Source organism: Streptomyces sp. WMMB 322, from assembly GCF_900090145.1.
Taxonomy (GTDB): Bacteria; Actinomycetota; Actinomycetes; order Streptomycetales; family Streptomycetaceae; genus Streptomyces.
The window spans coordinates 1-26,681 of sequence record NZ_FMHI01000007.1 but is presented as its reverse complement, the minus strand read 5'-3'; the positions used below and the strand labels follow the sequence as shown (position 1 = coordinate 26,681).

23 protein-coding genes are annotated in these 26,681 nt (G+C 68.2%); 17 read left to right on the top strand and 6 right to left on the bottom strand.

The window, feature by feature from the left end; translation table 11 throughout:
- Positions 1-24 precede the first annotated feature (24 nt).
- The 3 genes from H180DRAFT_RS29505 (at position 25) to H180DRAFT_RS13320 (ending at position 4,343) form a co-directional block, all read left to right on the top strand.
- A complete protein-coding gene (locus H180DRAFT_RS29505; protein ID WP_139151386.1) occupies positions 25-1,518 on the top strand; it encodes a WXG100 family type VII secretion target in 1,494 nt (497 codons plus the stop codon).
- A 108-nt stretch (positions 1,519-1,626) separates the two neighbouring features.
- The gene (gene mycP / locus H180DRAFT_RS13325) at positions 1,627-2,937 is read left to right on the top strand and encodes a type VII secretion-associated serine protease mycosin (RefSeq protein WP_254666015.1); all 1,311 of its coding nucleotides are present in this window, start codon (positions 1,627-1,629) and stop codon (positions 2,935-2,937) included.
- A gap of 164 nt (positions 2,938-3,101) precedes the next feature.
- Positions 3,102-4,343: a S8 family serine peptidase gene (locus tag H180DRAFT_RS13320; RefSeq protein WP_254666014.1), complete on the top strand. Its 1,242-nt coding sequence runs from the start codon at positions 3,102-3,104 to the stop codon at positions 4,341-4,343.
- Positions 4,344-4,606: 263 nt separating this feature from the next.
- On the opposite strand, the gene H180DRAFT_RS13315 is transcribed toward H180DRAFT_RS13320, so the two are convergent.
- The gene (locus H180DRAFT_RS13315; RefSeq protein ID WP_055486276.1) at positions 4,607-5,008 is read right to left on the bottom strand and encodes a hypothetical protein; all 402 of its coding nucleotides are present in this window, start codon (positions 5,006-5,008) and stop codon (positions 4,607-4,609) included.
- Positions 5,009-5,434: 426 nt separating this feature from the next.
- Here H180DRAFT_RS13315 and H180DRAFT_RS13310 point away from each other — a divergent pair, with 426 nt between their 5' ends.
- From H180DRAFT_RS13310 to H180DRAFT_RS13290, 5 genes are read left to right on the top strand one after another with little or no spacing between them, the layout of a single operon-like run.
- A complete protein-coding gene (locus H180DRAFT_RS13310; RefSeq protein WP_055486275.1) occupies positions 5,435-5,755 on the top strand; it encodes a hypothetical protein in 321 nt (106 codons plus the stop codon).
- Complete coding sequence (locus tag H180DRAFT_RS13305) at positions 5,755-7,041, top strand: WXG100 family type VII secretion target (RefSeq protein WP_055486274.1); 1,287 nt, start codon at positions 5,755-5,757, stop codon at positions 7,039-7,041. Before H180DRAFT_RS13310 ends, H180DRAFT_RS13305 begins: the two co-directional genes overlap by 1 nt.
- Complete coding sequence (locus tag H180DRAFT_RS13300) at positions 7,038-7,745, top strand: hypothetical protein (RefSeq protein WP_055486273.1); 708 nt, start codon at positions 7,038-7,040, stop codon at positions 7,743-7,745. The genes H180DRAFT_RS13305 and H180DRAFT_RS13300 overlap by 4 nt, the downstream gene beginning before the upstream one ends.
- Positions 7,742-8,527, top strand: coding sequence for a hypothetical protein (locus H180DRAFT_RS13295; RefSeq protein ID WP_055486272.1), 786 nt, complete (start codon positions 7,742-7,744; stop codon positions 8,525-8,527). The genes H180DRAFT_RS13300 and H180DRAFT_RS13295 overlap by 4 nt, the downstream gene beginning before the upstream one ends.
- 43 nt (positions 8,528-8,570) lie before the next feature.
- The gene (locus H180DRAFT_RS13290) at positions 8,571-9,263 is read left to right on the top strand and encodes a hypothetical protein (protein WP_055486271.1); all 693 of its coding nucleotides are present in this window, start codon (positions 8,571-8,573) and stop codon (positions 9,261-9,263) included.
- 122 nt (positions 9,264-9,385) lie between these two features.
- Here the strand turns inward: H180DRAFT_RS13290 and H180DRAFT_RS13285 are convergent, their stop codons facing one another.
- Positions 9,386-9,640, bottom strand: a complete 255-nt coding sequence (locus tag H180DRAFT_RS13285; protein WP_055486270.1) for a DUF397 domain-containing protein — start codon at positions 9,638-9,640, stop codon at positions 9,386-9,388.
- A 239-nt stretch (positions 9,641-9,879) separates the two neighbouring features.
- Positions 9,880-13,821 (bottom strand): type VII secretion protein EccCa, encoded by a 3,942-nt coding sequence (gene eccCa, locus H180DRAFT_RS13280; protein ID WP_055486269.1) that lies wholly within the window; start codon positions 13,819-13,821, stop codon positions 9,880-9,882.
- A gap of 268 nt (positions 13,822-14,089) precedes the next feature.
- Here eccCa and eccD point away from each other — a divergent pair, with 268 nt between their 5' ends.
- The 6 genes from eccD (at position 14,090) to H180DRAFT_RS13250 (ending at position 21,353) form a co-directional block, all read left to right on the top strand.
- A complete protein-coding gene (gene eccD / locus H180DRAFT_RS13275; RefSeq protein WP_055486268.1) occupies positions 14,090-15,559 on the top strand; it encodes a type VII secretion integral membrane protein EccD in 1,470 nt (489 codons plus the stop codon).
- Between the two features lie 176 nt (positions 15,560-15,735).
- Positions 15,736-16,026 carry a 30S ribosomal protein S15 gene (gene rpsO, locus H180DRAFT_RS13270; protein ID WP_055486267.1) on the top strand — a complete coding sequence of 97 codons (291 nt, stop codon included), beginning with the start codon at positions 15,736-15,738 and terminating at the stop codon, positions 16,024-16,026.
- Between the two features lie 319 nt (positions 16,027-16,345).
- Entirely contained in the window at positions 16,346-18,598 is a 2,253-nt protein-coding gene (locus H180DRAFT_RS13265) for a polyribonucleotide nucleotidyltransferase (protein ID WP_055486462.1), read from the top strand.
- Between the two features lie 80 nt (positions 18,599-18,678).
- A complete protein-coding gene (locus tag H180DRAFT_RS13260) occupies positions 18,679-19,992 on the top strand; it encodes a M16 family metallopeptidase (RefSeq protein WP_079100085.1) in 1,314 nt (437 codons plus the stop codon).
- 82 nt (positions 19,993-20,074) lie between these two features.
- The gene (gene dapB / locus H180DRAFT_RS13255; RefSeq protein WP_055486265.1) at positions 20,075-20,830 is read left to right on the top strand and encodes a 4-hydroxy-tetrahydrodipicolinate reductase; all 756 of its coding nucleotides are present in this window, start codon (positions 20,075-20,077) and stop codon (positions 20,828-20,830) included.
- Between the two features lie 4 nt (positions 20,831-20,834).
- Positions 20,835-21,353: a hypothetical protein gene (locus tag H180DRAFT_RS13250; RefSeq protein WP_254666013.1), complete on the top strand. Its 519-nt coding sequence runs from the start codon at positions 20,835-20,837 to the stop codon at positions 21,351-21,353.
- Between the two features lie 10 nt (positions 21,354-21,363).
- Here H180DRAFT_RS13250 and H180DRAFT_RS13245 read toward each other — a convergent pair whose 3' ends face one another.
- A complete protein-coding gene (locus tag H180DRAFT_RS13245) occupies positions 21,364-21,945 on the bottom strand; it encodes a hypothetical protein (RefSeq protein ID WP_055486264.1) in 582 nt (193 codons plus the stop codon).
- 174 nt (positions 21,946-22,119) lie between these two features.
- The gene (locus H180DRAFT_RS13240; RefSeq protein WP_055486263.1) at positions 22,120-22,356 is read right to left on the bottom strand and encodes a hypothetical protein; all 237 of its coding nucleotides are present in this window, start codon (positions 22,354-22,356) and stop codon (positions 22,120-22,122) included.
- A gap of 335 nt (positions 22,357-22,691) precedes the next feature.
- On the opposite strand from H180DRAFT_RS13240, the gene thyX reads away from it, so the two are divergent.
- From thyX to H180DRAFT_RS13225, 3 genes are all read left to right on the top strand, one after another.
- Positions 22,692-23,432 (top strand): FAD-dependent thymidylate synthase, encoded by a 741-nt coding sequence (thyX, locus tag H180DRAFT_RS13235; protein ID WP_055486262.1) that lies wholly within the window; start codon positions 22,692-22,694, stop codon positions 23,430-23,432.
- Between the two features lie 204 nt (positions 23,433-23,636).
- On the top strand, positions 23,637-24,536 hold the full coding sequence (dapA, locus tag H180DRAFT_RS13230; RefSeq protein WP_055486461.1) for a 4-hydroxy-tetrahydrodipicolinate synthase: 900 nt from the start codon (positions 23,637-23,639) through the stop codon (positions 24,534-24,536).
- Between the two features lie 194 nt (positions 24,537-24,730).
- Positions 24,731-26,416: a ribonuclease J gene (locus H180DRAFT_RS13225; protein WP_055486261.1), complete on the top strand. Its 1,686-nt coding sequence runs from the start codon at positions 24,731-24,733 to the stop codon at positions 26,414-26,416.
- Positions 26,417-26,473: 57 nt separating this feature from the next.
- On the opposite strand, the gene H180DRAFT_RS30080 is transcribed toward H180DRAFT_RS13225, so the two are convergent.
- Positions 26,474-26,681 (bottom strand): hypothetical protein (locus H180DRAFT_RS30080; protein ID WP_217628749.1); only part of this gene is annotated, 208 nt, incomplete at its 5' end.

The window sequence follows — 26,681 nt, the reverse complement described above, 5'->3', positions numbered from 1 at the left end:
GACTAACGGTGGGAGTGACTGACTGTGGGATACCCGGCTTATCAGTCGCCTGAGCAGATCGAGGCTCAGCGGCAAGCGATGGAGCGCGCCAAGAAGGAATCGCACGACGAGGGCCTCAAGGGTCACGAGAGGGAGATCTCGGACTACAAGAAGGCCAACGAGCAGTTTCCCCTCGAGACCAACTTCACGGCCCACGACATCGATCAGTTGAAAGGCATGATCGAAAACGCCAACCCCGATGGCGTGGACGGAATCGGCAAGAACTGGAAGCGGGTCCACGACAAGCTCGTCGGCGAAGGCGGCGGGACACCTTCCGGCGGCAGTGCCTACGGCCAGCTCAAGAAGGCTGTCGATGACGTCCTGGAACACTGGGAGGGCGAAAGCGCCAACCAGTTCAAGGCCAAGGCTGAGAAGATCCTCCAGCAGATCGCCAACAGCGCTTCACACGCCCATACTGTGTCCCAAGTCATGACTCAGGCTGCAGACGACCTCCGTACCCAGCGGGACGCGATCAGCAAGATCGAGAAGCCCAGTTGGTTCGGTAAGGCGTGGGACCTCGTCACCGACTCCGGGCGTGACGACAAGTACACGGAAGCTGACGTAAAAAGCGGCAACATTCCGAAGGACCTGATCGCAGAGGCCAACGAAGGCTACATCGGGGCCGAAAAGGAAGAGCAGCTCAAGGCCGTCGCCATCATGGAGAACCTCGGCCGCAGCTACGTGGGTTACAAGCAGCGGCTGCGTAGCGCTCCGGGCGTGGGCGATGGTCGCGACGACATCCCTCCGTCGGAGCCCACCAGCCCGATGCCCACCCCGATTCCTGCTACCTCGGGTTCCACCGCCGGGCCTTCTGCTGCGGGCAGAGCGAAGACCTCTACCAACTTGGACGGGTCCTCCAAGGTGCCGGTGACAACTGGTCCCCGTGACCCCGGCATTTCCGGTGGTCAACAAGTACCGGCCAGCCAGACGAAGGTGGACAGCCTGCCGTCTGGAATCTCCGGCAGCGGAACGAGCGGCGTTCCCGGCAGCGGTGGTGTTTCCTCCGGCACGGGTGGCGGCATCGGAGCCGGTAGCTCCGGCGCTACCGCGGGCGTTCCTGGCGGTGGCCTGACGGCTGGCGGAGGAGCTGCTGCCCGTGGTGCCGCCGGCCGCTCCGGCATCGGCGGCGCCGGTGCGATGGGCGGCCGAGGTGGAGGTGCGGCCGCCGGCGGTAGGGGAGCTGCGGGCGCTGCCGGTCGTGGCGCTCTCGCCAAGGCGAAGGGCGGTGTCGCCGGAGCTCCCAAGGGGATCAGTGGCGGTAGTCCTGCCACTCCTGGCGGCACGGGGCTTGGCAGGGGCCGTGGTGGCGAGGGGGGTGCCGCTGGACGGGGAGGAATGCTCGGCGGTGGGGCTCGAGGCACGAGCCAGCGACCGGGTGACGAGGAACGCGAACAGGGAAGCCGTCCCGACTATCTGGTCGAGGATGAAGAGACCTGGACGCCGGAGGACGGCCGGAGCGTTCCCAAGACGATCGAATAGGAACGGTGGCGGGTAGCCACTGAAGATCACAGATGGCCCTCGCGGATGCTACTTCGCGAGGGCCATCGTCGAGAGTACGAAGAGGAGCAGGAGTTGAGCCTCCGACGAGTGCTGCACCTGGTGGGCACCGGAGCGTTGACGGGAGCCCTGCTCCTCGGATCCGCTCCCGTGGCTTCCGCAGACGACATCCGCGACCGCCAGTGGGCCTTGTCTGCCTTCGATGCGGACAAGATTTGGGAAAGGGCCACAGGCAAGGGCGTCACTGTTGCTGTAGTTGACGCGGGCGTCGACGCTTCGCATCCAGATCTCAAAGGGCAAGTCCTCAAGGGGAAAGACTTCACCAAAGAAGGTGGAAGTGCCCAGGAGGACACAGACGGGCATGGAACTAGCATGGCTGGCCTGATCGCTGGGCGAGGACATGGCGCAGGGAATAGGGCTGGGGTCATGGGGCTGGCGCCAGAGGCGAAAATCCTTCCCATCAGATTCAAGCACGAAGATGGCGAGTTGGGCATTTCCTGGGCAGACGGGGTGCGTTACGCAGTCGATCACGGAGCAGACGTCATCAATCTATCGATCGTGACGACTAAGAGTCTTCCGGAACAACAGGCCATCGAATATGCGATCAAGAAGGACGTGGTCATTGTTGCGGGAGCGGGTAATGATGGGAAGAAGGAGACGAACTATCCTGCTGCGTATCCCGGTGTCGTTTCGGTAGGGGGGGTGGATGACACCGGGGCTGTCTGGGAGAATTCATCGTGGGGGTCGAACACAACGTTGGTCGCTCCTGCGACGAAGAACGTTGGTGCTGACACCACCTCGGCTTCTGGTTATGCGATGACAACCGGAACTTCGGATGCCACGGCATACGTTTCCGCGTCCGCGGCCCTGGTGCGTGAGAAACACCCTGAGCTCACCGCAGGCCAAGTGATCAACCGCTTGATCAAAACTGCGAAGGTGCCTGGACCTGAAGAAGCGAGCAACCCGAAACTGCCGGATGAGAAGTTCGGCTACGGCGTCGTGAGGCCCTACCGAGCCGTGACCTACGACATTCCTGCTGGCCCCAAGGCCGGCCCGCTCGCTCAGTCGGACAAGCCCTCGGACACCGCCGCGGGAGAGGCGGGGTCCGGCTCGGATTCCGGTTCGTCATCATCCGACGACTCAGCGGGGTGGATGTTTGCGCTGGGTCCGCCGATTGTCCTGTTCGGGTTGATCTTCGTTGTTCTGGTCGGCGTCGCGGTTCTGGTTGTCGTCCTGGTGAAGCGGAAAGACCGCAGCGACCGGGTGAGTGACCCGTGGGGTTCGGGCAACGCCCCGGGCGTGCCTCCGCAGTACCCCGGTCAGCAACCCCATGCGCCGGCGGGGCAGTTCGGTGGGCCTCCCACCACGCCGCCCCCGCCGCCGAATCAGCCGCCGCGGTGAGGTGAATTGAACGGAGTTTCGTGTCCCGGGGGCTTCAATCCGATTAGGAGTCGCCCGGGGCGCGTCCTTTGGACGGTTAAGCAGGGGAAATGCATCTTCGACGAGCACTGTGTGCCACTGGCGCGGGGGTGTTGACAGGAGCCCTGCTCCTCGGCCCTGCTCCCGTGGCTTCCGCAGACGACATCCGCGATCGGCAATGGGCGCTTGACTTCTTTGCCGCAGAGGACATCTGGGATCACGCTACAGGGAAAGGCGTAACCGTTGCGGTAGTTGACACTGGCGTGGACAAAGGTCATCCAGACCTGAAGGGCTCCGTAGGTGCCGGCAAGGACTACACGAGCGCAAAATCTGACACCGTTGACGGTGGTCGGCACGGTACGGCAATGGCCAGCCTGATCGCTGCCCACGGTCATGGTGCGGGTGGCAATTCAGGTATGAAAGGGCTGGCGCCTCGTGCCAAGATCATGCCTATCACGGTGCCCACTGCGTCTACTTACGGCAAAGGTATCCGGTATGCGGTAGATCACGGCGCGGACGTAATCAATCTGTCGTATGGTGGCCCTGCCGACCAAGGCGATCGAGAGGCGGTCCAGTACGCGATTTCGAAAGACGCTGTCGTCGTGGCAAGTACTGGGAACGTCGCCGGTAAGCACAAGAGCTATCCAGCGGCATACCCCGGCGTTGTATCCGTGGGTGGTCTCGGACGTGACGGCACGCTGTGGGAGGGATCTGCATGGGGTTCGAACACCACCCTCGTGGCGCCGGCTGAAGACATTGTCTCCGCGAACAGGCGACACCAGTCCGGGTATGGCATCGGCAGCGGCACTTCCGATGCGACTGCCTATGTGTCTGCAGCCGCTGCCTTGGTGCGGGAGAAGCACCCCGACCTCACGGCCGGCCAGGTGATCAACCGGCTGATCAAGTCGGCGAAGCCGCTGGCAGACGCCAAGGGGAATACGCCCAAGTTGCCGGATGAGAAGTTCGGTTACGGCGTGGTTCGCCCGTTCCGGGCGGTGACGTATGACTATGCGGCCGGTCCCAAGGCAGGCCCTTTGGCGCAGGCGGAGAAGTCGTCAGGTTCGGCGGCGGGTGACACCAGTCCCGGTTCCGACTCGGGATCCTCGTCCTCTGGGGACTCTGGGGGATGGATGTTTGTGCTGGGTCCGCCGATTGTCCTGTTCGGGTTGATCTTCGTCGTCCTGGTCGGCGTCGCGGTTCTGGTTGTCGTCCTGGTGAAGCGGAAGGACCGCCGGGATCGGGTGAGTGACCCGTGGGGTTCGGGCAACGCCCTGGGCGTGCCTCCGCAGTACCCCGGCCAGCAACCCCACGCGCCGGCGGGGCAGTTCGGTGGACCTCCCACCACGCCGCCCCCGCCGCCGAATCAGCCTCCACCTACACGGCGATGAGCAGCGGAACTTGGTTCATCGGGTCCATCGCTGCCCTGGGTCCAGGGCGCGTGGGAGCAGGAGGAGTGTGAGCGCTGAAGGGCATCTGAAGCCGCGGCCGGGGGCCGCCGCGCGCAAGCCGAGGCTTTGGCGGCGTACTCCAGTGGCGACAGGGGATGGCCCGGCACACGGCTGTAGTGGCGAGATCCGGTGCACCGCCCCCCGGGCCGGGGGCCGCGGGGGCCTTTCGTCGGGGTCGCGGAACCCTTCGGCCGACCGCCTGGTCAGAGACTCCTGACCAGCTGCACGGCGTCTGTGAGGGACAGCCCCGGTACCTGGCTTCGTACCGCCTTCACTGCGCGGACCTCTCCGCTCTTGTCCTTCAGCGCACGCACCTCGGCGGCGTCGATCCGGCCACGGGCCTCTTCGATTGACGTGGCGTTCCGACGTGCCGCGTTCCGGCGCTTGTTGCGAGTGGCGATGTCGACCACTGCGGCCATGAACACACAGATGCCGGCGACCGTGTAGGTGGCCGAAGCCGGGTCGCTCGTCTTTGTGAGCACGAGGCCGACCCAGATGCACACGGCCACGACCAGGATGGCTCCGAACCACAAGAGCATGAGCTTGTTGCTGGACAGCGGCGTGCGGGACTTGTTGGCTGCGTCGTCGCGCGACTGGTCGTTCACTCGGAGTCCTTAGTCTTTCCGGCGGTTGTTCGGGGGCTGGTGATGTCCACTCGAACCGCTCACACATGAGGTGCGGTGCGGCTCACCCATCATGCCGTGCGGGGCTGTGGAGTTGTTGTGGAGCTTCCGGACCGGTTCCGATCGGAGACGTCCGGGAACCCGGGAGACCCCCGCAGCGCCTCCTGGCCCTCTCGTACTGCAGTGATCTGCCGTGCGCTTCAACTCATGCTGCACCTATGACGGCTGGGGCCGGCCGACGGCCTTCGGCAGTGGCGGACGTTCGACAGTTCGATCCTTCCAGAAGGCCTGTGAACTCGTATAATCTGCGATCGCTACGAGGCGTGGTGTACATGCGCGGGGGTCGCACCTCTGTGTGCTTGCCGCCTCGCTCTGATCCGTTTCCACGCTGTTCAGGAGAGGCACTTCATGGGGGATCACTTCAAGACGGATACGGACCAACTCGATCGGTTCGTCAAGACGTTGGAGAGCAGCGTCAAGGATCTGGATGAGGCCCGTTCGGCGCTGTCCAGCGTCAGGGGCGACCAGATCGGGACGGCACGGCTCGACGAAGCCTGCGACGGCTTCCAGGAGAAGTGGAAGTACGGCTCCGAGCAGATGAGCGAGCTGATCGGCGGCATCAGCGAGGGCGTGAAGGCGAACAAGAAGAGCTACAAGGAGATGGAAGACAACCTGGAGAAGGCCCTCAAGCAGATGGCGGACCAGGGAACTTCCGGCGGGGGCAAGTGATGGCTGACAATCCCTATCCGTACCTGGGCTGGAATCCCGTACCCGGCGTTCCGTCGGAGGTCCACTCGCTCAAGACGAAGGTGGACAAGGCGGCCAAGGCGCTGCGCAGTTCGCACCAGCAGATCGAGCGGCTTCTGGGCGAGAGCAGCCACTGGGAGGGCGACGCCGCTGACGCCTTCCGTGACGAACTCGACGGCGACCTGCCGACTTACATGAAGAACGCCGCACGGTCCCTGGAGAAGGCTGCCGCCCAGCTCGCCAAGTGGGACGGGGACCTGACCTCCAATCGCGAGCTCGCCAAGAAGTACGACGACGAGGCGAAAGAGAAGAAGTCAGCGATCGGCACCGCGAAGGACCGGGAGGAGACGGCGAGCAAGGACCCCGACCTCAAGCTCGGCGGCAAGGAGTTCCCGAGCCAGGCCGAGGCGGATGCGGCGACGGAGCGGTTGCGGGCGGCCGAGCGCCGGTTGAGCGAGGCCTCCGGAGCCCTGGAGAAGGCCAACAAGGCGTACAACGACGTCATCGCCAAGGCCAAGGAGCTGGAGAAGGAGCACGAAAGCGAGGCCAACAAGGTCGCTGACAGCCTGGACGAGGCGGATGACAAGCTGGCGCCGAAGGAGCCGGGCTGGTTCAGCAAGACCCTCAGCGCCATCGGTGACGGGCTGAAGGCCGCCGGTCAGTTCCTCCTCGATCACGCGGGCACCATCGGAGCCATCGCGGGTCTGCTTGCCCTCTTCCCGACTCCGCTCGCGCCGGTGTTCGCGGGCATCGCGGTGGTGGCCAGCGCCGCGTCCATGGCCAAGAACCTCTCGAGCGAAGACTTCAGGGACTCGCTGACAGGCAAGTACGGCGGCATGGAAGCCTTCAGCGCCTGGGCCTCTCTTGGCGGGGACGCGCTCGGGATGGTGCCCGGTGCCGGTGCCCTGGGCAAGGCCGGTGGTGAGGTCAGCATGCTGGCAGGCGCCGCCAGGGAGGGCGGTGAGGCGATGTCCGCCGGTTCCAAGGTCGCCGCCTTCGGGCGGGAGACCGTCTCGGCCTTCAATTTCAAGGCGCTCGACGTGGCCACCGACCCCAACACGGGTCTTCTGCAATACGGCATCAACGGGGCCAACGTGCTGGCCAACACCTCCTCCTCTCTTGAGCAGATGGGCGTTCTTCCGGATGCCGGACCCGCCCACAACGGAGCGGAATTCACCAAGGCCGGTGCCGCTGCATACGGGGCGCCGGGTGCGGCCACGGACATCATGGACGGAATGGGTGACCTCGTGGCAGGGCTCAGGCTTTGAGTACCGCTCAGGAGACCTACGAAGACAGGCCGGCGCCCGCGTTCTGGTACGACATCCCGCACGGCTATCTCCAGCTCGAGATCCGTCCCGAGCGCGAACGCCTGGACGAGATGGCGCGGGAGATCCTCGCCCTGCCGGAAGACGTCCGGGACCGTGCGGACCAGGTGTTCCGTCTGTACGCCATCGTCATGTGGGAGATGCAGAAGCAGCGGGTCCAGGGCTGCGCCATCGGCATGCACCCTGACGACCGTGGCAGTGCCGCGGTGTCGGTCCTGACGGTCTCCAGCGTGGAGATGCAGGGCGTCAATCCGAAGGCGGTGCTCGCCACCCTGATGACCTCCGGGGCCGGAGAAAACTCGGACAAGGGAATCAGGCCCGTCGAACTGCCCTCGGGGCCCGGCTTCCTCACCGAATCCGTGCAGCGCAGCATGGTGCCGGGAGCAGCCGGTGAGGGAGGTGAGGGTCCTGCGGACGCTCCTGTCTGGCGTGGCATGGTGGCCATACCGGACACCCGCAACTCGGCCGTAATCGCCGTCCAGTTGGTCACGCCGGCGCTTGAGCTCGCGGACGACTACCGCAATGTGCTGCTCGGTGTGGCCGCCACGGTGAGGTTCACCGACCCGGCGCTTGCCGACGGTGCGGCCCGCTCTGCGGAGCCCGAGCCGGGGTCGGCGGCCCACGCGGTGAGGAGCGACTTCGGGTGACCGACGGCGTCGTACGCCCTGCGAAGCCGCGCGGACCTTCGCCGCTTCGCCGGGTCGCATTCTGGACGGGGGCGTTCGCCGTTTTCTACGGGCTTGCGCTCTGTGTGCTCACCGACTCGCTGTTCCTCCTCGCCATTCCGGGACTGATCGGCCTTGCCGCACTTGGCAGCACGGGCGCCCTCCTTGCGCTGTATGCGCCCGTGCGCGGTCGCGTCCCGTATGCCACGGACGGTACGAACGCCCAGGGGGCGGTGGAGTATCACCGGTCGGTGCTGGGGAAGCGTTACGGGATCCTGGTGTTGCTGTGCCTCGCCGCGGCAGCGAGCGTACCGGTGACGAAGTCGGACTACGTCATACCGCTCGCTCCGATGGCCATCCTTGTTCTCTTCTTGGGGACGCGTTTCTGGTTCGAGCAGTCCCGGTCCGTCCGGCTGGCCGCCCGCGTGGCCGACGTGTACGGCTTCGAATTCCGCGCCCCCGTGGAAAAGCTCAACATCCGTGCCTCCGGCAAGCGTTCGCTGCGCCTGGGCCGACCGGACGAAGGCTCCCCGAAGATGTCGGCCCACCAGCCCCTGGGCAAGCTGTGGCCGGAGAACATCGAGGCGGGCGTGTGGTTCGCCGGTGACGACGTCTTTGGTGGGGTCGCACTCGTCCCCGGGTCAGGTGAGCTGATGATCGCGCAGCCTCTGCACTGGGACGAACTCGCCGGCGAGCGGAGCCGTGCCGGTGCAGAGCGCACACAGAAGGCACAGCGTGCGGGGCTCGACCGGCGTCGCGTTTGAAAGCGTCTTCTTGAAGCCCGCAAGTCTGAGAGGAAGTCAGCGCGTGGAATCCGAGCCCCGACTGCCCCTGGCCGCAGTGGCGTTCGACGATCCGGCCACACAGGCGACGTGGAAGGCGACGCGTCGCCGGGTCGTGCTCAAGCTGTCGCTGTGGAGCGTGTTGTTCGTCGCCGCCTTCGTTGTGAGCGGCGTGTTCGCGGAAGTGCGGTTGAGCGAGGGTGACGGCGGCCGCTACGGCCGGGGCGGCAACAGCGTGGGCGGTCTCATCGGTGCCGTGGCCGTACTCGCCTACCCCTTTGCCCTCTACACCTGCTGCGGAGCGCTGTCCCGCTTGCGCAAGGCCCGCAGCGTTCTGGAGGCGTACCCGTGGCGGTCGCTTCCGGCGGTGCGGAAGCTCACGGGAACGAAGGAAGCGATGGGCGTCCCCGTGCAGTTCGGACTCCCCGACGATGCGGGGGCGGAAGCTGCGGATGAGAGCGCATACGTGGACGACGACGGATCCGTCTGGTCCCAGACCATGTCCGCCCGCAATCCGCTGCGTTGGAACCGCTGGGACGAGTCGATGGAGCGGGGTGCCTGGTTCGCCGGGGACATCGAGCTCGGGGGAGTCCTCGCGCTTCCCGGCGGCAGGGGCCTGATGACCGTGCAGCGCAGAACGCAGGTGCTGTCCATGGAACGGAAGTCGGCCAAGGCCGACCACGCGCGCCTCCTCGCCGCCGCCCCTGGCCGGGGCTGACCCGGGCGGGACTCGCCCCGTCCGGGACCCCGCAACCCCGGGCCCCGGACGGCGCGTCGGCGGCGGCCCCTCCGGCCACCGCCTCGGCGCTCCGCCACAGCCTCAGCGCCCGGCCCGCCGTCTCACTTCCCGCCGTTCTCCGGCGTCGGCTCCAGATCGAACTCCCCGTCCCGCGCGCCCAGTACGAAGGCACGCCATTCCGCTGCGGTGTAACGCAGCACCGTGCCGGGGTCCTTGGAGTTGCGCATCGCGACGGCGCCGCCGGGGAGGTGCGCGATCTCGACCCTCTCCTCCTCCGGGTCGCCGGGCGCGGACTCCCAGACGGCGTCGGAGATGTCCATCGCGTACAGCTCGTCCTTCTCCTGCTGCGTCCCCATGGGCGCATGCTCCCTTCTTCGCACCGCGGCGTGAATGTCGTCGACGTGGCCGCGAACCCCCACCGGTCCGGCCCCTCCCGCCGCCGACCCGTCATCCTCCCATGCACCCCTGACCACGCAGACCGGATCGAGTCAGCCCCGTGCGTGCATCCGGTGCTTGTGAATGGACGAAGCCCGTGCAGGGTTCCAACTCCCTGCACGGGCTTCGTCCGTTCGGATCTGCCCCGGAGAGGAGGCCGTCAGTTGTTCGCCGGCAGCCACCCCGTCTGGACGAGCTGCCCGCCCCGGCGCCGCGTCTGGAAGTAGCCGCGGCCCGGCGGGAGCTGGGTCGGGGAGATGTTGCCCAGGAGCGCTCCCTCGGACTTGTCGCCCGAGAGGACGACGCCCTGCGCACCCAGCTCCTTGATCCGCTGCATCACCGGCTCGTACAGCGAGCGGCTGGCGCCGCCGGACGAGCGGGCGAGGATCACGCGCAGCCCCACGTCCCGTGCGAAGGGCAGGTACTCCAGCAGCGGCATCAGCGGGTTCTGCCCGGTGGCCACCAGGTCGTAGTCGTCGATGACGACGAACGCGTCCGGGCTGTCGTACCAACTGCGGTTGCGCAGCTGTTCGGGTGTGACGTCCGGCCCCGGCATGCGCCGGGACATGGAGCCGGCCAGGCCCTCGAGCGTCTCCTGCAGCGCGGGTGACGCGGCGCAGTACCGCGACAGGTGCGCCTCAGGAACGCCCTGGAGGTGCGCACGCCGGTAGTCACCGACGACGATCTTGGCCTTGTCCGGCGTGTAGCGCTCGGTGATCTGGTGCATGAGGAGCCGGAGCAGGGCGCTCTTGCCGGACTCGCTCTCACCGAAGATCACGAACAGCGGGTCGGTCTCGAAGTTGACGAAGACCGGCCGCAGCGAGCTCTCGTCGATGCCGAACGCCAGCCCGTGCTCGGGGTAGTCGGAGCCCTTGGGTAGCCTGGAGGCCTCGAGCAGGGTCGGCAGCAGCCGGACCGCGGGTGCCGGCTCGCCCTGCCAGTGTTCGTTGATCGCGCTGATCGTCTGCCGGGTCGCGTCCGGCAGGTCCTCCAGCGTGGCGGAGCCGTCGATGCGCGGCAGCGCCGTCATCAGGTGCAGCTTGTCCGGGCTGAGGCCGCGTCCCGGCATGGCCACCGGGACGTTCGCCGCGACCTTGCGGTCGATCTCGGACTCGGACGGGTCGCCCAGCCGCAGTTCCACGCGGTTCTGCAGGAGGTCCTTGAGCGCGGGACGCACCTCCGTGTACCGCGAGGCGGTGAGGATGAGGTGGATGCCGAAGCCGAGTCCTCGGGTCGCGATGTCGGTGACGTCGCTCTCGAGCATCTCGTAGTCGTTCTTGAAGGTCGCCCAGCCGTCGATGACGAGGAAGACGTCGCCCCACTTCTGGTCCGGCAGCTGCCCGGCGGCGCGGCGCTGCCGGAATGTGGCGATGGAGTCGACGTTGTGCGTCCGGAAGTACTCCTCGCGTTCGTTGAGGATCGACATGACCTCGCTGACCGTGCGTCGCACCTTCTCACCGTCGAGACGGTTGGCGACGCCGCCGACGTGGTGCAACTCCTCCATCGACAGCAGCGAGCCGCCGCCGAAGTCCAGGCAGTAGAACTGCACTTCGGACGGTGTGTGCGTGAGGGCGAACGACGTCATCAGCGTGCGCAGCAGCGTCGACTTGCCGGACTGGGGACCGCCGATGACGAAGCCGTGACCGGCCGCGCCGGAGAAGTCCCGGTACAGAACGTCGCGCCGCTGCTCGAACGGCTTGTCCAGCAGGGCGACCGGCACCGCCAGGCGGCCGAGGGCCGTGTACTCCGGTGCCGTCAGGCCGCGCTCAGGGGTGGCGGCGAGCGCGGGCAGCAGCTGGTCGATGGACGGCGGCTCGTCCAGCGGCGGCAGCCACACCTGGTGTGCGGACGGGCCCTGGCCCACCATCTTCTGCACGATCACGTCGAGCACGGTGTCGGCGAGAGCGTCGTCGACCGTGTCGGTCTCCGGTGCCTCCGGCTCCGGCATGGCCGGCAGTGCCACCGGCGTGGCGGTGAACTTCACGGGACGCGTCTGCGTGGACTGGCTGACCCGCGTCGGGCCGGCCGTGCGGTAGGCACCGGAGACGTAGGCGGCCTTGAACTGCACCATCGTCTCGGTGTCGTACTTGAGGAAGCCGGCGCCCGGGACGTTCGGCAGGTGGTAGGCGTCCGGGACGCCGATCGCGGTGCGCGACTCGGCGGCCGAGAAGGTACGCAGACCGATCCGGTACGAGAGGAAGGTGTCCAGACCGCGCAGCTTGCCCTCCTCCAGGCGCTGCGACGCCAGCAGCATGTGCACGCCCAGGGAACGGCCGATGCGGCCGATCTGGATGAACATGTCGATGAAGTCGGGCTTGGCGGTGAGGAGTTCGCTGAACTCGTCGATGATCAGGACCAGGGAGGGCAGCGGGTCCAGGGCCGCGCCCGCCGCGCGGGCCTTCTCGTAGTCGGTGATGTTGGCGTAGTTGCCCGCCCTGCGCAGCGTCTCCTGACGGCGGTTCAGCTCACCGGTGATCGCGTCCCGCATGCGGTCGACGAGGGTGAGCTCGTCGGCGAGGTTGGTGATGACCGCCGCGGTGTGCGGCATGTCGGCCATGCCGGTGAAGGTGGCACCGCCCTTGAAGTCGGCGAGGATGAAGTTGAGCGTCTCGGAAGAGTGGGTGACGGCCAGGCCGAGCACGAGCGTGCGCAGCAGCTCCGACTTGCCGGAACCGGTCGCACCGACGCAGAGGCCGTGCGGGCCCATGCCCTCTTGCGACGCCTCCTTGATGTCGAGCATGACCGGTTCGCCCTCGCCGCCGATCCCGATCGGCACGCGCAGCCGCTCGTGCAGCGAACGCGGCCGCCAGGTGCGCGCCACGTCGACGGAACCCGCGTCGCCGATGCCCATGAGGTCGGTGAAGTCCAGGTTGGACAGCAGCGGTTCGCCTTCTTCCCCGCTGCCCATCCGCATCGGGGAGAGCTGGCGGGCCAGCGCCTCGGCCTGCTCGTAGCTCAGCAGGTCGGGCCTGCCGGAGTAGGCCGACTCCCGGCCGACGTACAGCTCGAGGGAGTTCTCCCGCACGTGGACGGTCAGGCCGCCGGACATCTGGTCGTCCAGCGTGCCCGGAGCGACCTCGATGAAGGTGACGCCCTGCAGGCCCTCGGCGCCCGCGAGTTGGGAGTCGGGCGGTATCGAACCGCCGTCGAGGATGACGACGATGTGGGGCTGGTCGGCCACGGGCGTGCCGTCGCGGTTCCAGCGGGCGCGTCCGTCGAGCTGGCTGCTGAGCGCCTCCTCGAGCTGCCCCAGGTCGTCGTAGAACAGCCGCGCCTGGCCGGCGCCGTCGGACTGCGAGGGGTGCTGCGCGTGCGGCAGCCACTTCGTCCAGTCCCATTCCGCCATCGAGCCGGGGTGGGCGACGACCGCGATCATCAGCTCCTCCGGGGAGTGGAGCGAGGAGAGCTGACCGACGGCGGCGCGTACATTGCCGTACACCTCGTCCGTACTTCCGGTGACGACCACGTGGTAAAAGGCCCGCAGGCTCACCGCGATGGGGAGATCCGGAAGTGAACGGTGAATGTCCAGGAAGGACTTCATCGCTTCCGCCGTGAGCGGCTCGAGTTCGTCCTTGGGTGCCGTTTCCGGTGCGACGAGCGGAGTGCTCAACTGCTGCCAGCCCGTGCCGATTCGCACGGACGAGAAGTCGTTGTCGGAGGGCCGCCGTTCCCAGAGTCTTTTCGGGTCGCCGGCGATCGCCCACAGCTGATCCGGGCTCGGATGCTGATAGAGCTGCGCGCTCCGCTGTGCCTCGGAAGTCTTCCGTACGTCCTTCCGGATCTGGTCCAGATAGCGGAAGTAGTCCCTCCGCGCCTGCCCCATCTGGGCACGGCCTCCCCGGCGTGCCTTGACGACCTGCGCGATCGCCATGGCGACCGTGGAGACCGCCATCAGGCCGCCGACGACCTTCATGTAGGGCTGCGAGCCCGGCATGAAGAAGAATGCGACCGAACCTCCCATGCCCATCACGGGCAGGAGATTCATCCAGATGTCGCTGTCACCGTCCCGCGGCAGTTCTGGTGGGGATTCGAGCTTGACTTCCCCCTCGGGCACGGTCGGCGGCATGACCCGTGGCTGCCGCTTCACGATGACCACACTCACCGTTTCATCAGTCCTTCACGATAAATTCGCAATTACGCACCGACGCCCCCGCCATCGCAACAGCTACCGGTCATGCAGACGCTGATCCTAGTAGGTATGAGAGTCTCCGGGATCCGGGAGGACCGACTGTCCGCCGCGGACGGTAAGGTGACCCGCAATCTTCCCAACTGCTTCCGTAGTCAGGAAGCTTGGGGCAATCCATCAGCCCGAGATGTCTGTATTTCATCGTGACGCCGAGTCCGAGCAGTGAGCAAGGGGGAACAACAAGGTGGCCACGACCGCAGCGACCGGCTTCTGCCGCGTCACGGTAGTTGCTCCTGGGGGGCGGATCGACGTCGCGCTTCCCGAGGACGTGCCCCTGTCCGACGTCTATCCGGAGATCGCCCGTCTCTCCGGAGGCAGCCCCGCCGAGGGCTCCCTGTCGGGCTATCACCTGGTGCGCCGGGACGGGCGGGTCCTGGAGTCGGGGCTCTCGCTGGCGGGCAACGGCATCCGTGACGGCGAGGTCCTGCTTCTGCGGCCGTTCGCCGATTCGCTCCCCTCGGCGGTCTTCGACGACGTCAGCGACGCCGTCGCCGCGTCGGTACGGCGCGACCGCGCCCTGTGGAACGAACAGCGGATGCGAGTGGCCGGACTCGTAGGCGGCGGAGTGCTGTTGGTGCTCATGGCCTTCGCGCTGTGGTTCGCCGACCCGGTCGAACACGACATGCACGGACTGCCCGGCATCATCGCCGCGGCGGCCGGGCTCCTGCTCGTCGCTCTCGCGTGCGTCCGCGCCCGCGTGTACGACGACAGGGCCTCGTCCATCGCCCTCGGCCTCGGCGCGATGCCGCACATCATGATCGCCGGGTCCGGGGTACTCCCGCTCCCAGACGGCCAGGGCGTCGGCCGCCTCCAGTTCCTGCTGGGCTGCGTGGCGGTGCTGCTGGCCTCCGCGGTGCTCATCGCGATCACGCCGAGGGGCGACGGTCCGTTCGTCGCCTCCGCCATCGTCTCGGCCGTCGGCACGGTCTTCACCTTCATCGCCGTCATCGCCGACATCGGCCCTGTCGACGCGGCCGCCGTCGCCGCCCCCGTCTCCGTCGGCACCATCGCCTTCCTGCCGGGTCTCTCCGCCCGCTTCGCCCGGCTGCCCATAGGCTTCGAGCCCCGCGCAGGCGGTCCCGGCGGCTACGACGACGGTCAGGACGGCTCCCGCAGTGCCCAGGGCCCCGTCGACGCCGAGCGCATCGCGGCCCAGGCCCGCCGGGGTCACGAGATGCTCGTCGGCCTCGTCGGCGGCTGGTGCGCCGCCGTGGTGGGCTCGGCGGCCGTGCTGGGCTTCTCCGACAGCGGCTGGGGCCAGCTGCTCGCCCTCGCGACGGGCATCGCCATGCTGCTGCGGGCCCGGCTCTTCCGCTACACCGCGCAGGTCTCCTGCGCGCTCCTCGCGGGCCTCGGCGCTCTGACGCTGCTCGCACTGGGGCTGTCGCTCAACCCCCCGGCGCAGCTCGTCCGGGAGTTCGCCGCCGGCGACAGCGCCGGGCTCGACATCCGCACGGTCTGGATCGCGGCATCGATCGCGGTGGCGGCGGCGCTGGTCACAGCGATCGGCCTGATCGTCCCGCGGACGGGGCTGACCCCGTTCTGGGGCCGGTTCATGGAGCTGACGGAGACCTTCGTGCTGCTCTCGCTGATCCCGCTCTGCCTCGCGGTTCTCGAGGTCTACGCCCGCGTCCGCGGGTCCATCGGGGGCTGACCCGGCCCCGCCGCCGCCCGAGCCGGACCCGCCTCCGCCCGTCCCCGACCGCTGCACAGGGGGCGGGCGGAGGCGTGCGGCGGCGCTGGTAGGCTGGGCCGGCCCTCCGAGTAATCGAAGCATCCCCTGAGGCGAAGACCAGGGGCGCTCGCGGGCAGAACCCATGAGGAGTACGCGTGTCGTCTCTCGATGTCGCGACCAAGAAGAAGATCATTTCCGAGTTCGCCACCAAGGAAGGTGACACCGGCTCCCCCGAGGTCCAGGTGGCACTGCTTTCCCGCCGTATCTCGGACCTGACCGAGCACCTGAAGACCCACAAGCACGACCACCACTCCCGCCGTGGTCTGCTGCTGCTGGTCGGCCAGCGCCGCCGCCTGCTGCAGTACCTGGCGAAGAAGGACATCCAGCGCTTCCGCGCCCTCGTCGAACGCCTCGGCATCCGCCGTGGCGCGGCGGGCGCCCGCTGACATGTGACGGAGGGAGCGGTTCCCATCAAAGGGGACCGCTCCCTTCGCCGTACCTGAAGGGACCGGTTGGTTTGTAGGCTGGTCCCTGCACGACGTACAACACACAGACCGCCACCACAGGAGCGCGGTCGGACACAGACACAGACACAGACACAGGCAACAGACGCGGCAGGAGCGCCCCGCCCGTAGCCGGTCCTCGGTAGTGGCCCCCGGACAGACTTCCGGGTGCTTCGATCGAAGACCGGCCCGCACACGGAGCGCTCCTCCGCAGCCGGTCCGCACCACACGGGTGCCGGACGCATACGAGGAGATAACCCTGGTGGAGAACGAGACCCACTACGCCGAAGCCGTCATCGACAACGGCACCTTCGGCACCCGCACCATCCGATTCGAGACGGGCCGGGTGGCCAAGCAGGCCGCCGGCTCCGCAGTGGCGTACCTGGACGACGACACCATGGTGCTGTCGGCCACGACCGCCTCCAAGCAGCCCAAGGACCAGCTCGACTTCTTCCCGCTCACGGTGGACGTCGAGGAGCGGATGTACGCGGCCGGCAAGATCCCCGGCTCCTTCTTCCGCCGTGAGGGCCGTCCGTCCGAGGACGCGATCCTCACCTGCCGGCTGATCGACCGCCCGCTGCGCCCCTCGTTCAAGAAGGGCCTGCGCAACGAGATCCAGATCGTCGAGACGATCATGGCGCTCAACCCCGACCACCTCTACGACGTGGTCGCCATCAACGCCGCCTCCTGCTCCACGCAGCTGTCGGGTCTGCCTTTCTCCGGGCCCATCGGCGGCACCCGCGTCGCCCTCATCCGGGGCCAGTGGGTCGCATTCCCGACCCACACCGAGCTGGAGGACGCCGTCTTCGACATGGTCGTCGCCGGCCGCACCCTCCCCGACGGCGACGTCGCGGTGATGATGGTCGAGGCCGAGGCCACCGAGAAGACCGTCGAACTGGTCAAGGGCGGTGCCGAGGCCCCCACGGAGGAGGTCGTCGCCGCCGGCCTGGACGCCGCCAAGCCCTTCATCAAGGTGCTGTGCAAGGCCCAGTCCGACCTCGCCGCCAAGGCCGCGAAGCCGGTCGCCGAGTTCCCGGTCTTCCTGGACCACCAGGACGACGTTCTCGAGGCTCTCACCGCGGCGGTCCGTGACGAGCTCGCCCAGGCCCTCACCATCCCCGGCAAGCAGGAGCGCGAGGCCGAGCTGGACCGCGTGAAGGGTCTGGCCGCCGAGAAGCTCATCCCGCAGTTCGAGGGCCGCGAGAAGGAGATCTCCGCCGCGTACCGGACGCTGACCAAGGAACTGGTCCGCGAACGCGTCATCAAGGAGAAGAAGCGCATCGACGGCCGCGGCGTCACGGACATCCGTACGCTCGCCGCCGAGGTCGAGGCGATCCCGCGGGTCCACGGCTCGGCGCTCTTCGAGCGCGGTGAGACGCAGATCCTCGGCGTGACGACGCTGAACATGCTGCGCATGGAACAGCAGCTGGACACCCTCTCGCCGGTGACCCGCAAGCGCTACATGCACAACTACAACTTCCCGCCCTACTCCACGGGTGAGACGGGCCGCGTCGGCTCCCCGAAGCGCCGTGAGATCGGCCACGGTGCGCTCGCCGAGCGTGCGCTCGTGCCGGTGCTGCCGACGCGCGAGGAGTTCCCGTACGCGATCCGCCAGGTCTCCGAGGCCCTCGGCTCCAACGGATCGACGTCGATGGGCTCGGTCTGCGCCTCCACCATGTCGCTGCTGAACGCCGGTGTGCCGCTCAAGGCGCCCGTCGCGGGTATCGCCATGGGCCTGATCTCCAAGGAGATCGAGGGCGAGACCCACTACGTCACCCTCACCGACATCCTCGGTGCGGAGGACGCCTTCGGCGACATGGACTTCAAGGTCGCCGGCACCAGGCAGTTCGTGACGGCCCTTCAGCTCGACACCAAGCTGGACGGCATCCCGGCGTCGGTTCTCGCCGCGGCGCTCAAGCAGGCCCGTGACGCACGTCTGCACATCCTGGACGTGATGAACGAGGCCATCGACGTGCCGGACGAGATGTCCCCCAACGCCCCGCGGATCATCACCGTGAAGATCCCCGTGGACAAGATCGGCGAAGTCATCGGCCCCAAGGGCAAGATGATCAACCAGATCCAGGAGGACACGGGCGCCGACATCACCATCGAGGACGACGGCACCATCTACATCGGTGCCGCCGACGGCCCCGCCGCCGAGGCCGCCCGCACCACGATCAACGGCATCGCCAACCCGACGATGCCCGAGGTCGGCGAGCGCTACCTGGGCACCGTCGTGAAGACGACCACCTTCGGCGCCTTCGTCTCGCTGCTCCCCGGCAAGGACGGACTGCTGCACATCTCGCAGATCCGCAAGCTCGCCGGCGGCAAGCGGGTGGAGAACGTCGAGGACGTGCTCGGCGTCGGCCAGAAGGTCCAGGTCGAGATCGCGGAGATCGACCAGCGGGGCAAGCTCTCGCTGATCCCCGTACTCGAGGACGAGGAGTCCGAGGGCTCCGGCGACTCCGACGAGAAGGACACCGCGCCGGCCGAGGCCGACGCGGGTGACAAGTGACACATGCACACCGTGCGACGGCCCGCCCCACCACCGCGGTGGGGCGGGCCGTCGCCCGTACACCATCGGGAGTGAAGGCGATGTCAGGCGGCCGCCCGGAGACAGGCGGCGTGGTCCGCAAGTCGGTCCTGCCGGGCGGGCTGCGCGTCGTCACCGAGACGGTGCCCACCGTCCGCTCGGCGACCCTCGGGATCTGGGTGCACGTCGGTTCCCGCGACGAGACGCCGGCGCTGGGCGGCGCCACGCACTATCTGGAGCATCTGCTCTTCAAGGGCACCAGGCGGCGCAGCGCCCTCGACATCTCGGCCGAGCTGGACGCCGTCGGCGGGGAGATGAACGCCTTCACCGCCAAGGAGTTCACCTGCTACTACGCACGGGTCCTCGACTCCGACCTGCCGATTGCCATCGACGTTCTCGGTGACATGCTCACCGGTTCGGTCCTCGATCCGGCCGAGGTGGAGGCCGAGCGAGGCGTCATCCTCGAAGAGATCGCGATGACCGAGGACGATCCCGGCGACTGTGTGCACGACCTCTTCGCCCGCGCGCTGCTGGGCGATTCGCCGCTGGGCCGCCCCGTTCTGGGAACCGTCGAGACCGTCAACGGCTTCACACGCGACCGCCTGGCCCGCTTCTACCGCAAGCACTACGACCCGCCGCACCTGGTGGTGGCCGCCGCGGGCAACCTCGACCACGACACCGTCGTGACCCAGGTGCGTGCGGCCTTCGACAGGGCCGGCGCGCTCGAACGCGCCGACGGCCGGGAGCCGGTCGGCCCGCGCACCGGCACACGCCCCCTGCGTGCCCGCGGCCGCGTGGAGATCGCCGACCGCAGCACGGAACAGGCTCACCTCGTCCTGGGAATGCCGGGCTATTCACGCAACGACGACCGGCGCTGGGCGCTCGGGGTGCTCAGCGCGGCACTCGGTGGCGGAATGAGTTCCCGGCTCTTCCAGGAGATCCGTGAGAAGCGCGGCCTGGCCTACAGCACGTACTCCTACACCTCCGGATTCGCCGACTGCGGCCTGTTCGGCGTCTACGCGGGCTGCCGGCCCGGGCAGCTGCCGGATGTGCTCAAGATCTGCCGCGACGAGCTGGACCAGGCCGCCGCCCACGGTCTCCCGGACGACGAACTGCGCCGCGCCATCGGTCAGTTGTCGGGCGCCACGGTCCTCGGCCTGGAGGACACCGGCGCACTCATGCACCGCCTCGGCAAGAGCGAACTGTGCTGGGGCGAACAGCTGTCGGTCGACGAGATGCTGGCCAGAATCTCCGCCGTCTCGCCCGACGACGTACGCGAGGTCGCACGGGACGTGCTCGGCCGGCGTCCCTCGCTCGCCGTCATCGGGCCCCTCACCGACCGGCAGACGACCCAGCTCCACGAGGCGGTCGCCTGACGGCCGCCCCGCACTCCCGTCCCACGTCCCCCGCCAGGACCCGGCGGCACCACCGGTCCGGTCAGTCCCGAAGGAACGAACAATGAGCAAGCTGCGCGTGGCCGTCCTCGGCTCCGAAGGACGCATGGGCTCCGAGGCCGTACGGGCCGTCGAAGCCGCCGAGGACATGGAACTCGCCGCCGCCCTCGACCGCGACGGCGACCTCGCGGACCTCACCCGCGCCGGCGCCGAGGTCGTGGTCGACCTGACGCACCCCGACGCCGTGATGGGCAACCTGGAGCACTGCGTCGCGTCCGGCATCCACGCCGTCGTCGGCACGACCGGCTGGACGGACGATCGGCTGGAGGCCGTGCGGGGCTGGCTCGCCGCATCGCCGGGGACCGGCGTCCTCATCGCCCCGAACTTCGGCATCGGCGCGGTCCTGACCATGCAGTTCGCGCAGCAGGCCGCCCGGTTCTTCGAATCCGTCGAGGTCGTCGAGCTGCACCATCCGAACAAGGCCGACGCACCAAGCGGCACCGCCGTGCGCACCGCGCAGCTCATCGCCTCCGTCCGCGAGGAAGCCGAACTGCCCGGCCAGCCCGACGCCACGACCACTTCCCTGGACGGTGCGCGCGGCGCCGACGTCGACGGCGTCCCGGTGCACGCCGTCCGGCTGCGCGGTCTCGTCGCCCACCAGGAAGTGCTGTTCGGAGGCGAGGGGGAGACCCTCACCATCCGGCACGACTCGCTTCACCGCAGCTCGTTCATGCCCGGTGTGCTCCTCGGAGTACGCCGCGTCGGCTCCGCTCCGGGACTCACCTACGGTCTGGAGCACTTCCTCGACCTGGACGGGTGACGGCGTGCGGGCGAAGATCGCGTACTTCACGCTGGCCGGCGTGCTGGTCGTCTACTTCGTGCTGGTCGGCAGCCGCGGAGTGCTGCTGGTCCGGCACGGCACGCCGGTCACCGTGGCCCTCGGTCTCGCGGTCTTCGTCCTGCCGCTGATCGGTCTCTGGTTCCTGTGGCACACGACGCGCTTCGCCCGGAACGCGGAGCGGCTGGCACGGCAGCTGGAAGCGGAGGGCGGCCTGCCGCACGACGAACTGCGGCGCACGCCGTCGGGCCGCATCGACCGGGAGTCCGCGGACGAGGTGTTCGCCCGCAGAAAGGCCGAGACCGAAAGCGCTCCCGACGACTGGCGTTCCTGGTTCCGTCTGGCGGTCGCCTACCGCGACGCCCGTGACACCCCTCGCGCGCGCAAGGCCATGCAGCACGCCATCACGCTGCACCGCCGGGACCAGCAGGAGCGCGACGAGCAACACGCCGGGAGCCCCCCTGACCGGGGCCCGAAGGGACCCGGCGGCGACGGCGCTCCCTGACGGCAGGCCCCTACCGGCGCTTGGGCCCGTGGACGGCGGGCTGTGACTCGGCCGCCCATCCCTCTATGACGTCCGCGGCCCGGTCGAACGCCTCGGGCCGCGCCAGGAAGTCGGCGTTGTGGTCGGTGAGCAGCGTGCGCAGCGGCTCCCCGTCACCGGCCCGTACGACGTCCAGCGCCTGCCCCTGCACGGTGCGCGGCAGCCCGAGCCACCGTACGGGCTGCTGAACCGTCCGTACTGCGGCCACCTCGGTCCAGGTCAGCGTCACCGTGTTCAGCAGGCCGACCCGTCGCAGCCCGTGCGCCGAGACCCACACCCCCACGCGCAGCAGCCGCAGTGCGAGCGCGATCACGGCCAGCGCGGCGCCGAGGCACATCAGGGCGCCCGGCACAGCTCCGGCGAGGGCGATGATCAGGGCGGAGAAGAGCATGTACGAGGCGAGCAGCAGCATCACGGCGGCGCCCCCGACCCTCCAGGGGCCGGGACGGTACGGGCGGCGCCAGTGCTCGCGGACGTCGTACGGAAGCGGGGCGGGCTCCGGGTGCTCGGCCGCGCCGGGTCGTTCTGCGGCCGTCATGAAGGGCAGGGGCACTGGTGGTCCTCGCTCTGAACGGTCTCGATCGGGTGGATCGGGTGATGCGCGTGGACACTAGCGAGGTGTGCGGGACCCGGCCAGCCCGGCAGGTGAGCGCGGCGCGTCGGGGAGGTGACCCGAGGACCGGCCGGACAGCAGTGCCCGGCCGGAGGAAAGCGGACGCTCGAGGCGTCAGCGGCTCTCGGCCGCGGCGGGGCCGTGGTGCTGTGACTGACGCTCGGGATCGAGCGCGGGCACGCCCAGGATCAGCGATCCGGCCAGCCCGGCCACCACAGTCAGGCCGAACAGCGCGCCGCCTGCCTTCTCGGCGAAACTGCGCTGGGCACGGGGCGGGGGCGTGACATTGCTGCGGAACCGGTCGGCGTCGGCGAGGAACGCGAACGGTACAGACTCTCCGCGGCGGAACATGGGCAGGAGACTCCTGTCGAGATCGTTTCTGAAAAGGGTTTCGTAGGTAGAACGCCCCTGACGGCTGAGAAGTGCCGGGTGAATGGGGACGTGTGTCAAAAAATATCAAGCGGGCGGGCGCCTTCACGCACCGACCCCGCTTATCGGCCCAGACACCCCCTTTTGTCCGGACGGAAGCCGTCAGCCAGGCGAAACGGACGCGCGCAACAGCACATGCACGGGGCTGCAGGGGGCTGCCGCCTCAAGCCCGGAACAGACCGGGCACGGGACAGGTGCTGTCGGTGGCGAGCCGTAGGCTGGGCGCGCCCGGCAGCCGCACGACCCGGAGGACCTCCGTGACCGACACCCCAGACCACTCCGCATCCCCCAGCTTCCGCGGAGACATGACCGTCGAGCTGGTCAAGCACAGCGCTGCCGACACCGACGTGCTGTGGGCGGCCCGGGTCTCCACCGGAGGCGAGAAATCCCTGGAGGAGCTGCACAAGGACCCCGCACGCTCCAGGGGTCTGATCAATTACCTGATGCGCGACCGTCACGGGAGTCCCTTCGAGCACAACTCGATGACCTTCTTCGTCAGCGCTCCGCTCTTCGTCTTCCGGGAGTTCCACCGGCACCGCGTCGGCTGGTCCTACAACGAGGAATCGGGCCGCTACCGCCGCCTCGAGCCCGTCTTCTACACCCCCGGCCCCACCCGCAAGCTCGTGCAGCAGGGCCGGCCGGGGAAGTACGAGTTCGTGGAGGGCACTCCCGAGCAGCACGAGCTGACGGTCTCCGCGATGGAGGACTCCTACCGCCAGGCGTACGAGACGTACCAGCGGCTGCTGGACGCCGGAGTCGCACGCGAGGTGGCCCGGGCCGTCCTCCCCGTCGGCCTGTACTCCTCGATGTACGCGACGTGCAACGCCCGCTCCCTCATGCACTTCCTCGGACTGCGCACCCAGCACGAGGACGCGAAAGTGCCGTCCTTTCCGCAGCGGGAGATCGAGATGGTGGGGGAACTGATGGAGGAGCAGTGGGCGAAGCTCATGCCGCTGACCTACGAGGCGTTCAACGCAAACGGCCGGGTCGCGCCGTAAGTGCCCGGATTGCACGCTTTCGCGTAGTGCGTCTACGCTGAAATCACGGCCCGGCACTGCTTGAACCCCCGAGCAGGCAGTGCCGGGTCTCCCACGCCCAGCGCCCCTCGACGGGCTCGGACACCGCCTTCTTCCCCTCCCGGATGACCATGACCATGGCCCCGAGGGAGCACGACAGCCCGGCCTGCGAGTAGCGTGGACCTCATGGCTCCGACCTCCACACCGCACACGCCCTTCGGGCGCGTCCTCACAGCGATGGTCTCGCCGTTCACCGCAGACGGCGCACTCGACCTCGACGGCGCGCAGCAGCTCGCCGTTCACCTCGTGGACTCCGGCAACGACGGCCTGATCGTCAACGGCACCACCGGTGAGTCCCCGACGACCAGCGATGTCGAGAAAGCCCAGCTCGTGCGGGCAGTTGTCGAGGCGGTCGGAGACCGCGCCCACGTCGTCGCCGGAGCCGGTACGAACGACACCGCGCACAGCCTCGAGCTCGCCCGCGACGCGGCCAAGGCCGGCGCGCACGGTCTCCTCGCGGTGACGCCGTACTACAGCAAGCCGCCGCAGGAAGGGCTCTTCCGGCACTTCACCGCGATCGCCGACGCCACCGAACTCCCGGTGATGCTCTACGACATCCCCGGCCGCTCCGGCGTGCCGATCAACACCGAGACGATCGTCCGGCTCGCCGAGCACCCGCGCATCGTCGCCAACAAGGACGCCAAGGGCGACCTGGGGCGTGCCAGCTGGGCCATCGCCACCAGCGGGCTCGCCTGGTACAGCGGCGACGACATGCTCAACCTGCCGCTGCTCTCCGTCGGCGCCATCGGCTACGTCTCGGTCGTCGGACATCTGGTCACGCCCGAGCTGCGTTCGATGCTCGAGGCGCATCTGAGCGGTGACGTGACGAAGGCCACCGAGATCCACCAGAAGCTGCTGCCCGTCTTCACAGGCATGTTCCGTACGCAGGGTGTCATCACGACGAAGGCCGCCCTCAGTCTTCGCGGACTGCCGGGCGGACCGCTGCGCATGCCGCTCGTGGAGCTCTCCCCGGAGGAGACCCAGCAGTTGCGGCACGACCTGGCCCACGGCGGCGTGGAGATCTGAACACCGACGCCATAACTCCATAACGGGCACCAACCGAAATACCCGGACATAGTCAGTACGAGCGAAAAGCATTCAACCCATTCACGAATATCGCGCGCGCCACGTGTCCCACGGGGCCCCTCACCCGGAGGCCAGTGGGGTTCCCCATGCCGGAGGCAGGGGGAGCGTGGCGCGCGCGTGGTGAGGAGAGTCTTTTGAGTCATCCGCATCCCGAACTCGGCTCGCCGCCGAAGCTGGCCGCGGGCGGCCTTCGCGTCACCCCCCTCGGCGGGCTCGGCGAGATCGGCCGCAACATGACGGTCATCGAATACGGCGGCCGGCTGCTGATCATCGACTGCGGCGTCCTCTTCCCGGAGGAGGAACAGCCCGGGATCGACCTGATCCTTCCCGACTTCACCAGCCTGAGGGACCGCCTCGACGACATCGACGGCATCGTCCTGACGCACGGGCACGAGGACCACATCGGCGCCGTGCCGTTCCTGCTGCGTGAGAAGGCCGACATCCCGCTCATCGGGTCCAAGCTGACCCTCGCGCTGATCGAGGCGAAGCTCCAGGAGCACCGCATCCGCCCGTACACGCTGGAGGTCGAGGAAGGCCACCGCGAGCGCATCGGCCCCTTCGACTGCGAGTTCGTCGCGGTCAACCACTCCATTCCCGACGCGCTCGCCGTCGCCCTGCGCACGCCCGCGGGCATGGTCGTGCACACCGGCGACTTCAAGATGGACCAGCTTCCGCTGGACGGGCGCCTCACGGACCTGCGTGCCTTCGCCCGCCTCGGCGAGGAGGGCATCGACCTCCTGCTGAGCGACTCGACGAACGCCGAGGTGCCGGGCTTCGTCCCGCCCGAGCGCGAGATCTCCGACGTCCTTCGCCAGGTCTTCGGGAGCGCGCAGAAACGCATCATCGTGGCGAGCTTCGCCAGCCACGTGCACCGCATCCAGCAAATCCTCGACGCGGCCCACGAGTTCGGACGACGAGTGGCCTTCGTCGGCCGCTCGATGGTCCGCAACATGGGCATCGCCCGCGACCTCGGCTACCTCAGTGTTCCCGCCGGTCTCGTCGTCGACGTGAAGGCGCTCGACGACCTTCCGGACGAGGAAGTGGTGCTGGTGTGCACCGGTTCGCAGGGCGAGCCGATGGCGGCGCTCTCGCGCATGGCCAACCGCGACCACCAGATCCGCATCGTCCAGGGCGACACGGTGATCCTCGCCTCGTCCCTCATCCCGGGCAACGAGAACGCGGTGTACCGCGTCATCAACGGCCTCACCCGCTGGGGCGCCAACGTCGTGCACAAGGGCAACGCCCGGGTCCATGTCTCCGGGCACGCCTCCGCCGGCGAACTGCTGTACTTCTACAACATCTGCCGGCCCAAGAACCTCATGCCCGTCCACGGTGAGTGGCGGCACCTGCGGGCCAACGCCGAACTCGGGGCGCAGACCGGCATTCCGCGTGAGCGGGTGGTCATCGCCGAGGACGGCGTGGCCGTCGACCTGATCGACGGCAAGGCCACCATCGCGGGGAAGGTGCACGCCGGTTACGTGTATGTGGACGGCCTGTCCGTCGGCGATGTGACGGAGTCCTCCCTCAAGGACCGCCGCATTCTCGGCGACGAGGGAATCATCTCGGTCTTCGTCGTCGTCGACAGCAGCACGGGCAAGATCGTCGGCGGACCGCATGTCCAGTCGCGGGGTTCGGGCATCGACGAGGCCGACTTCGAGCAGGTCGTCCCGAAGATCGACGAGGCGCTGGGCAAGGCCGCCCAGGACGGCGTCGCCGAACCTCACCAACTCCAGCAGCTCGTGCGGCGGACCGTGGGCAAGTGGGTCTCCGACACCTACCGCCGCCGCCCGATGATCCTCCCCGTGGTCGTCGAGGTCTGAGCCCCAACGCAGGGCGGAGCGCCTCGATTTGCATCCAGGCGCTCCGCTCCAGTACGTTTACATCTCCAACTCAGCGGGTACCGGCCGATCTTCGTCCGCAGCATCCGCGACCAGACCCAACTCGACGGTCCGGCAAACGGATTCGGAAAGTTCCCTGGTAAGGTTGGAATCACCGAGAGGGAAGCGCCCGGAGCGGCCTGTGAGGGTTGTGATGGAAGCGTCCGTTCTTTGAGAACTCAACAGCGTGCCAAAAGTCAACGCCAGA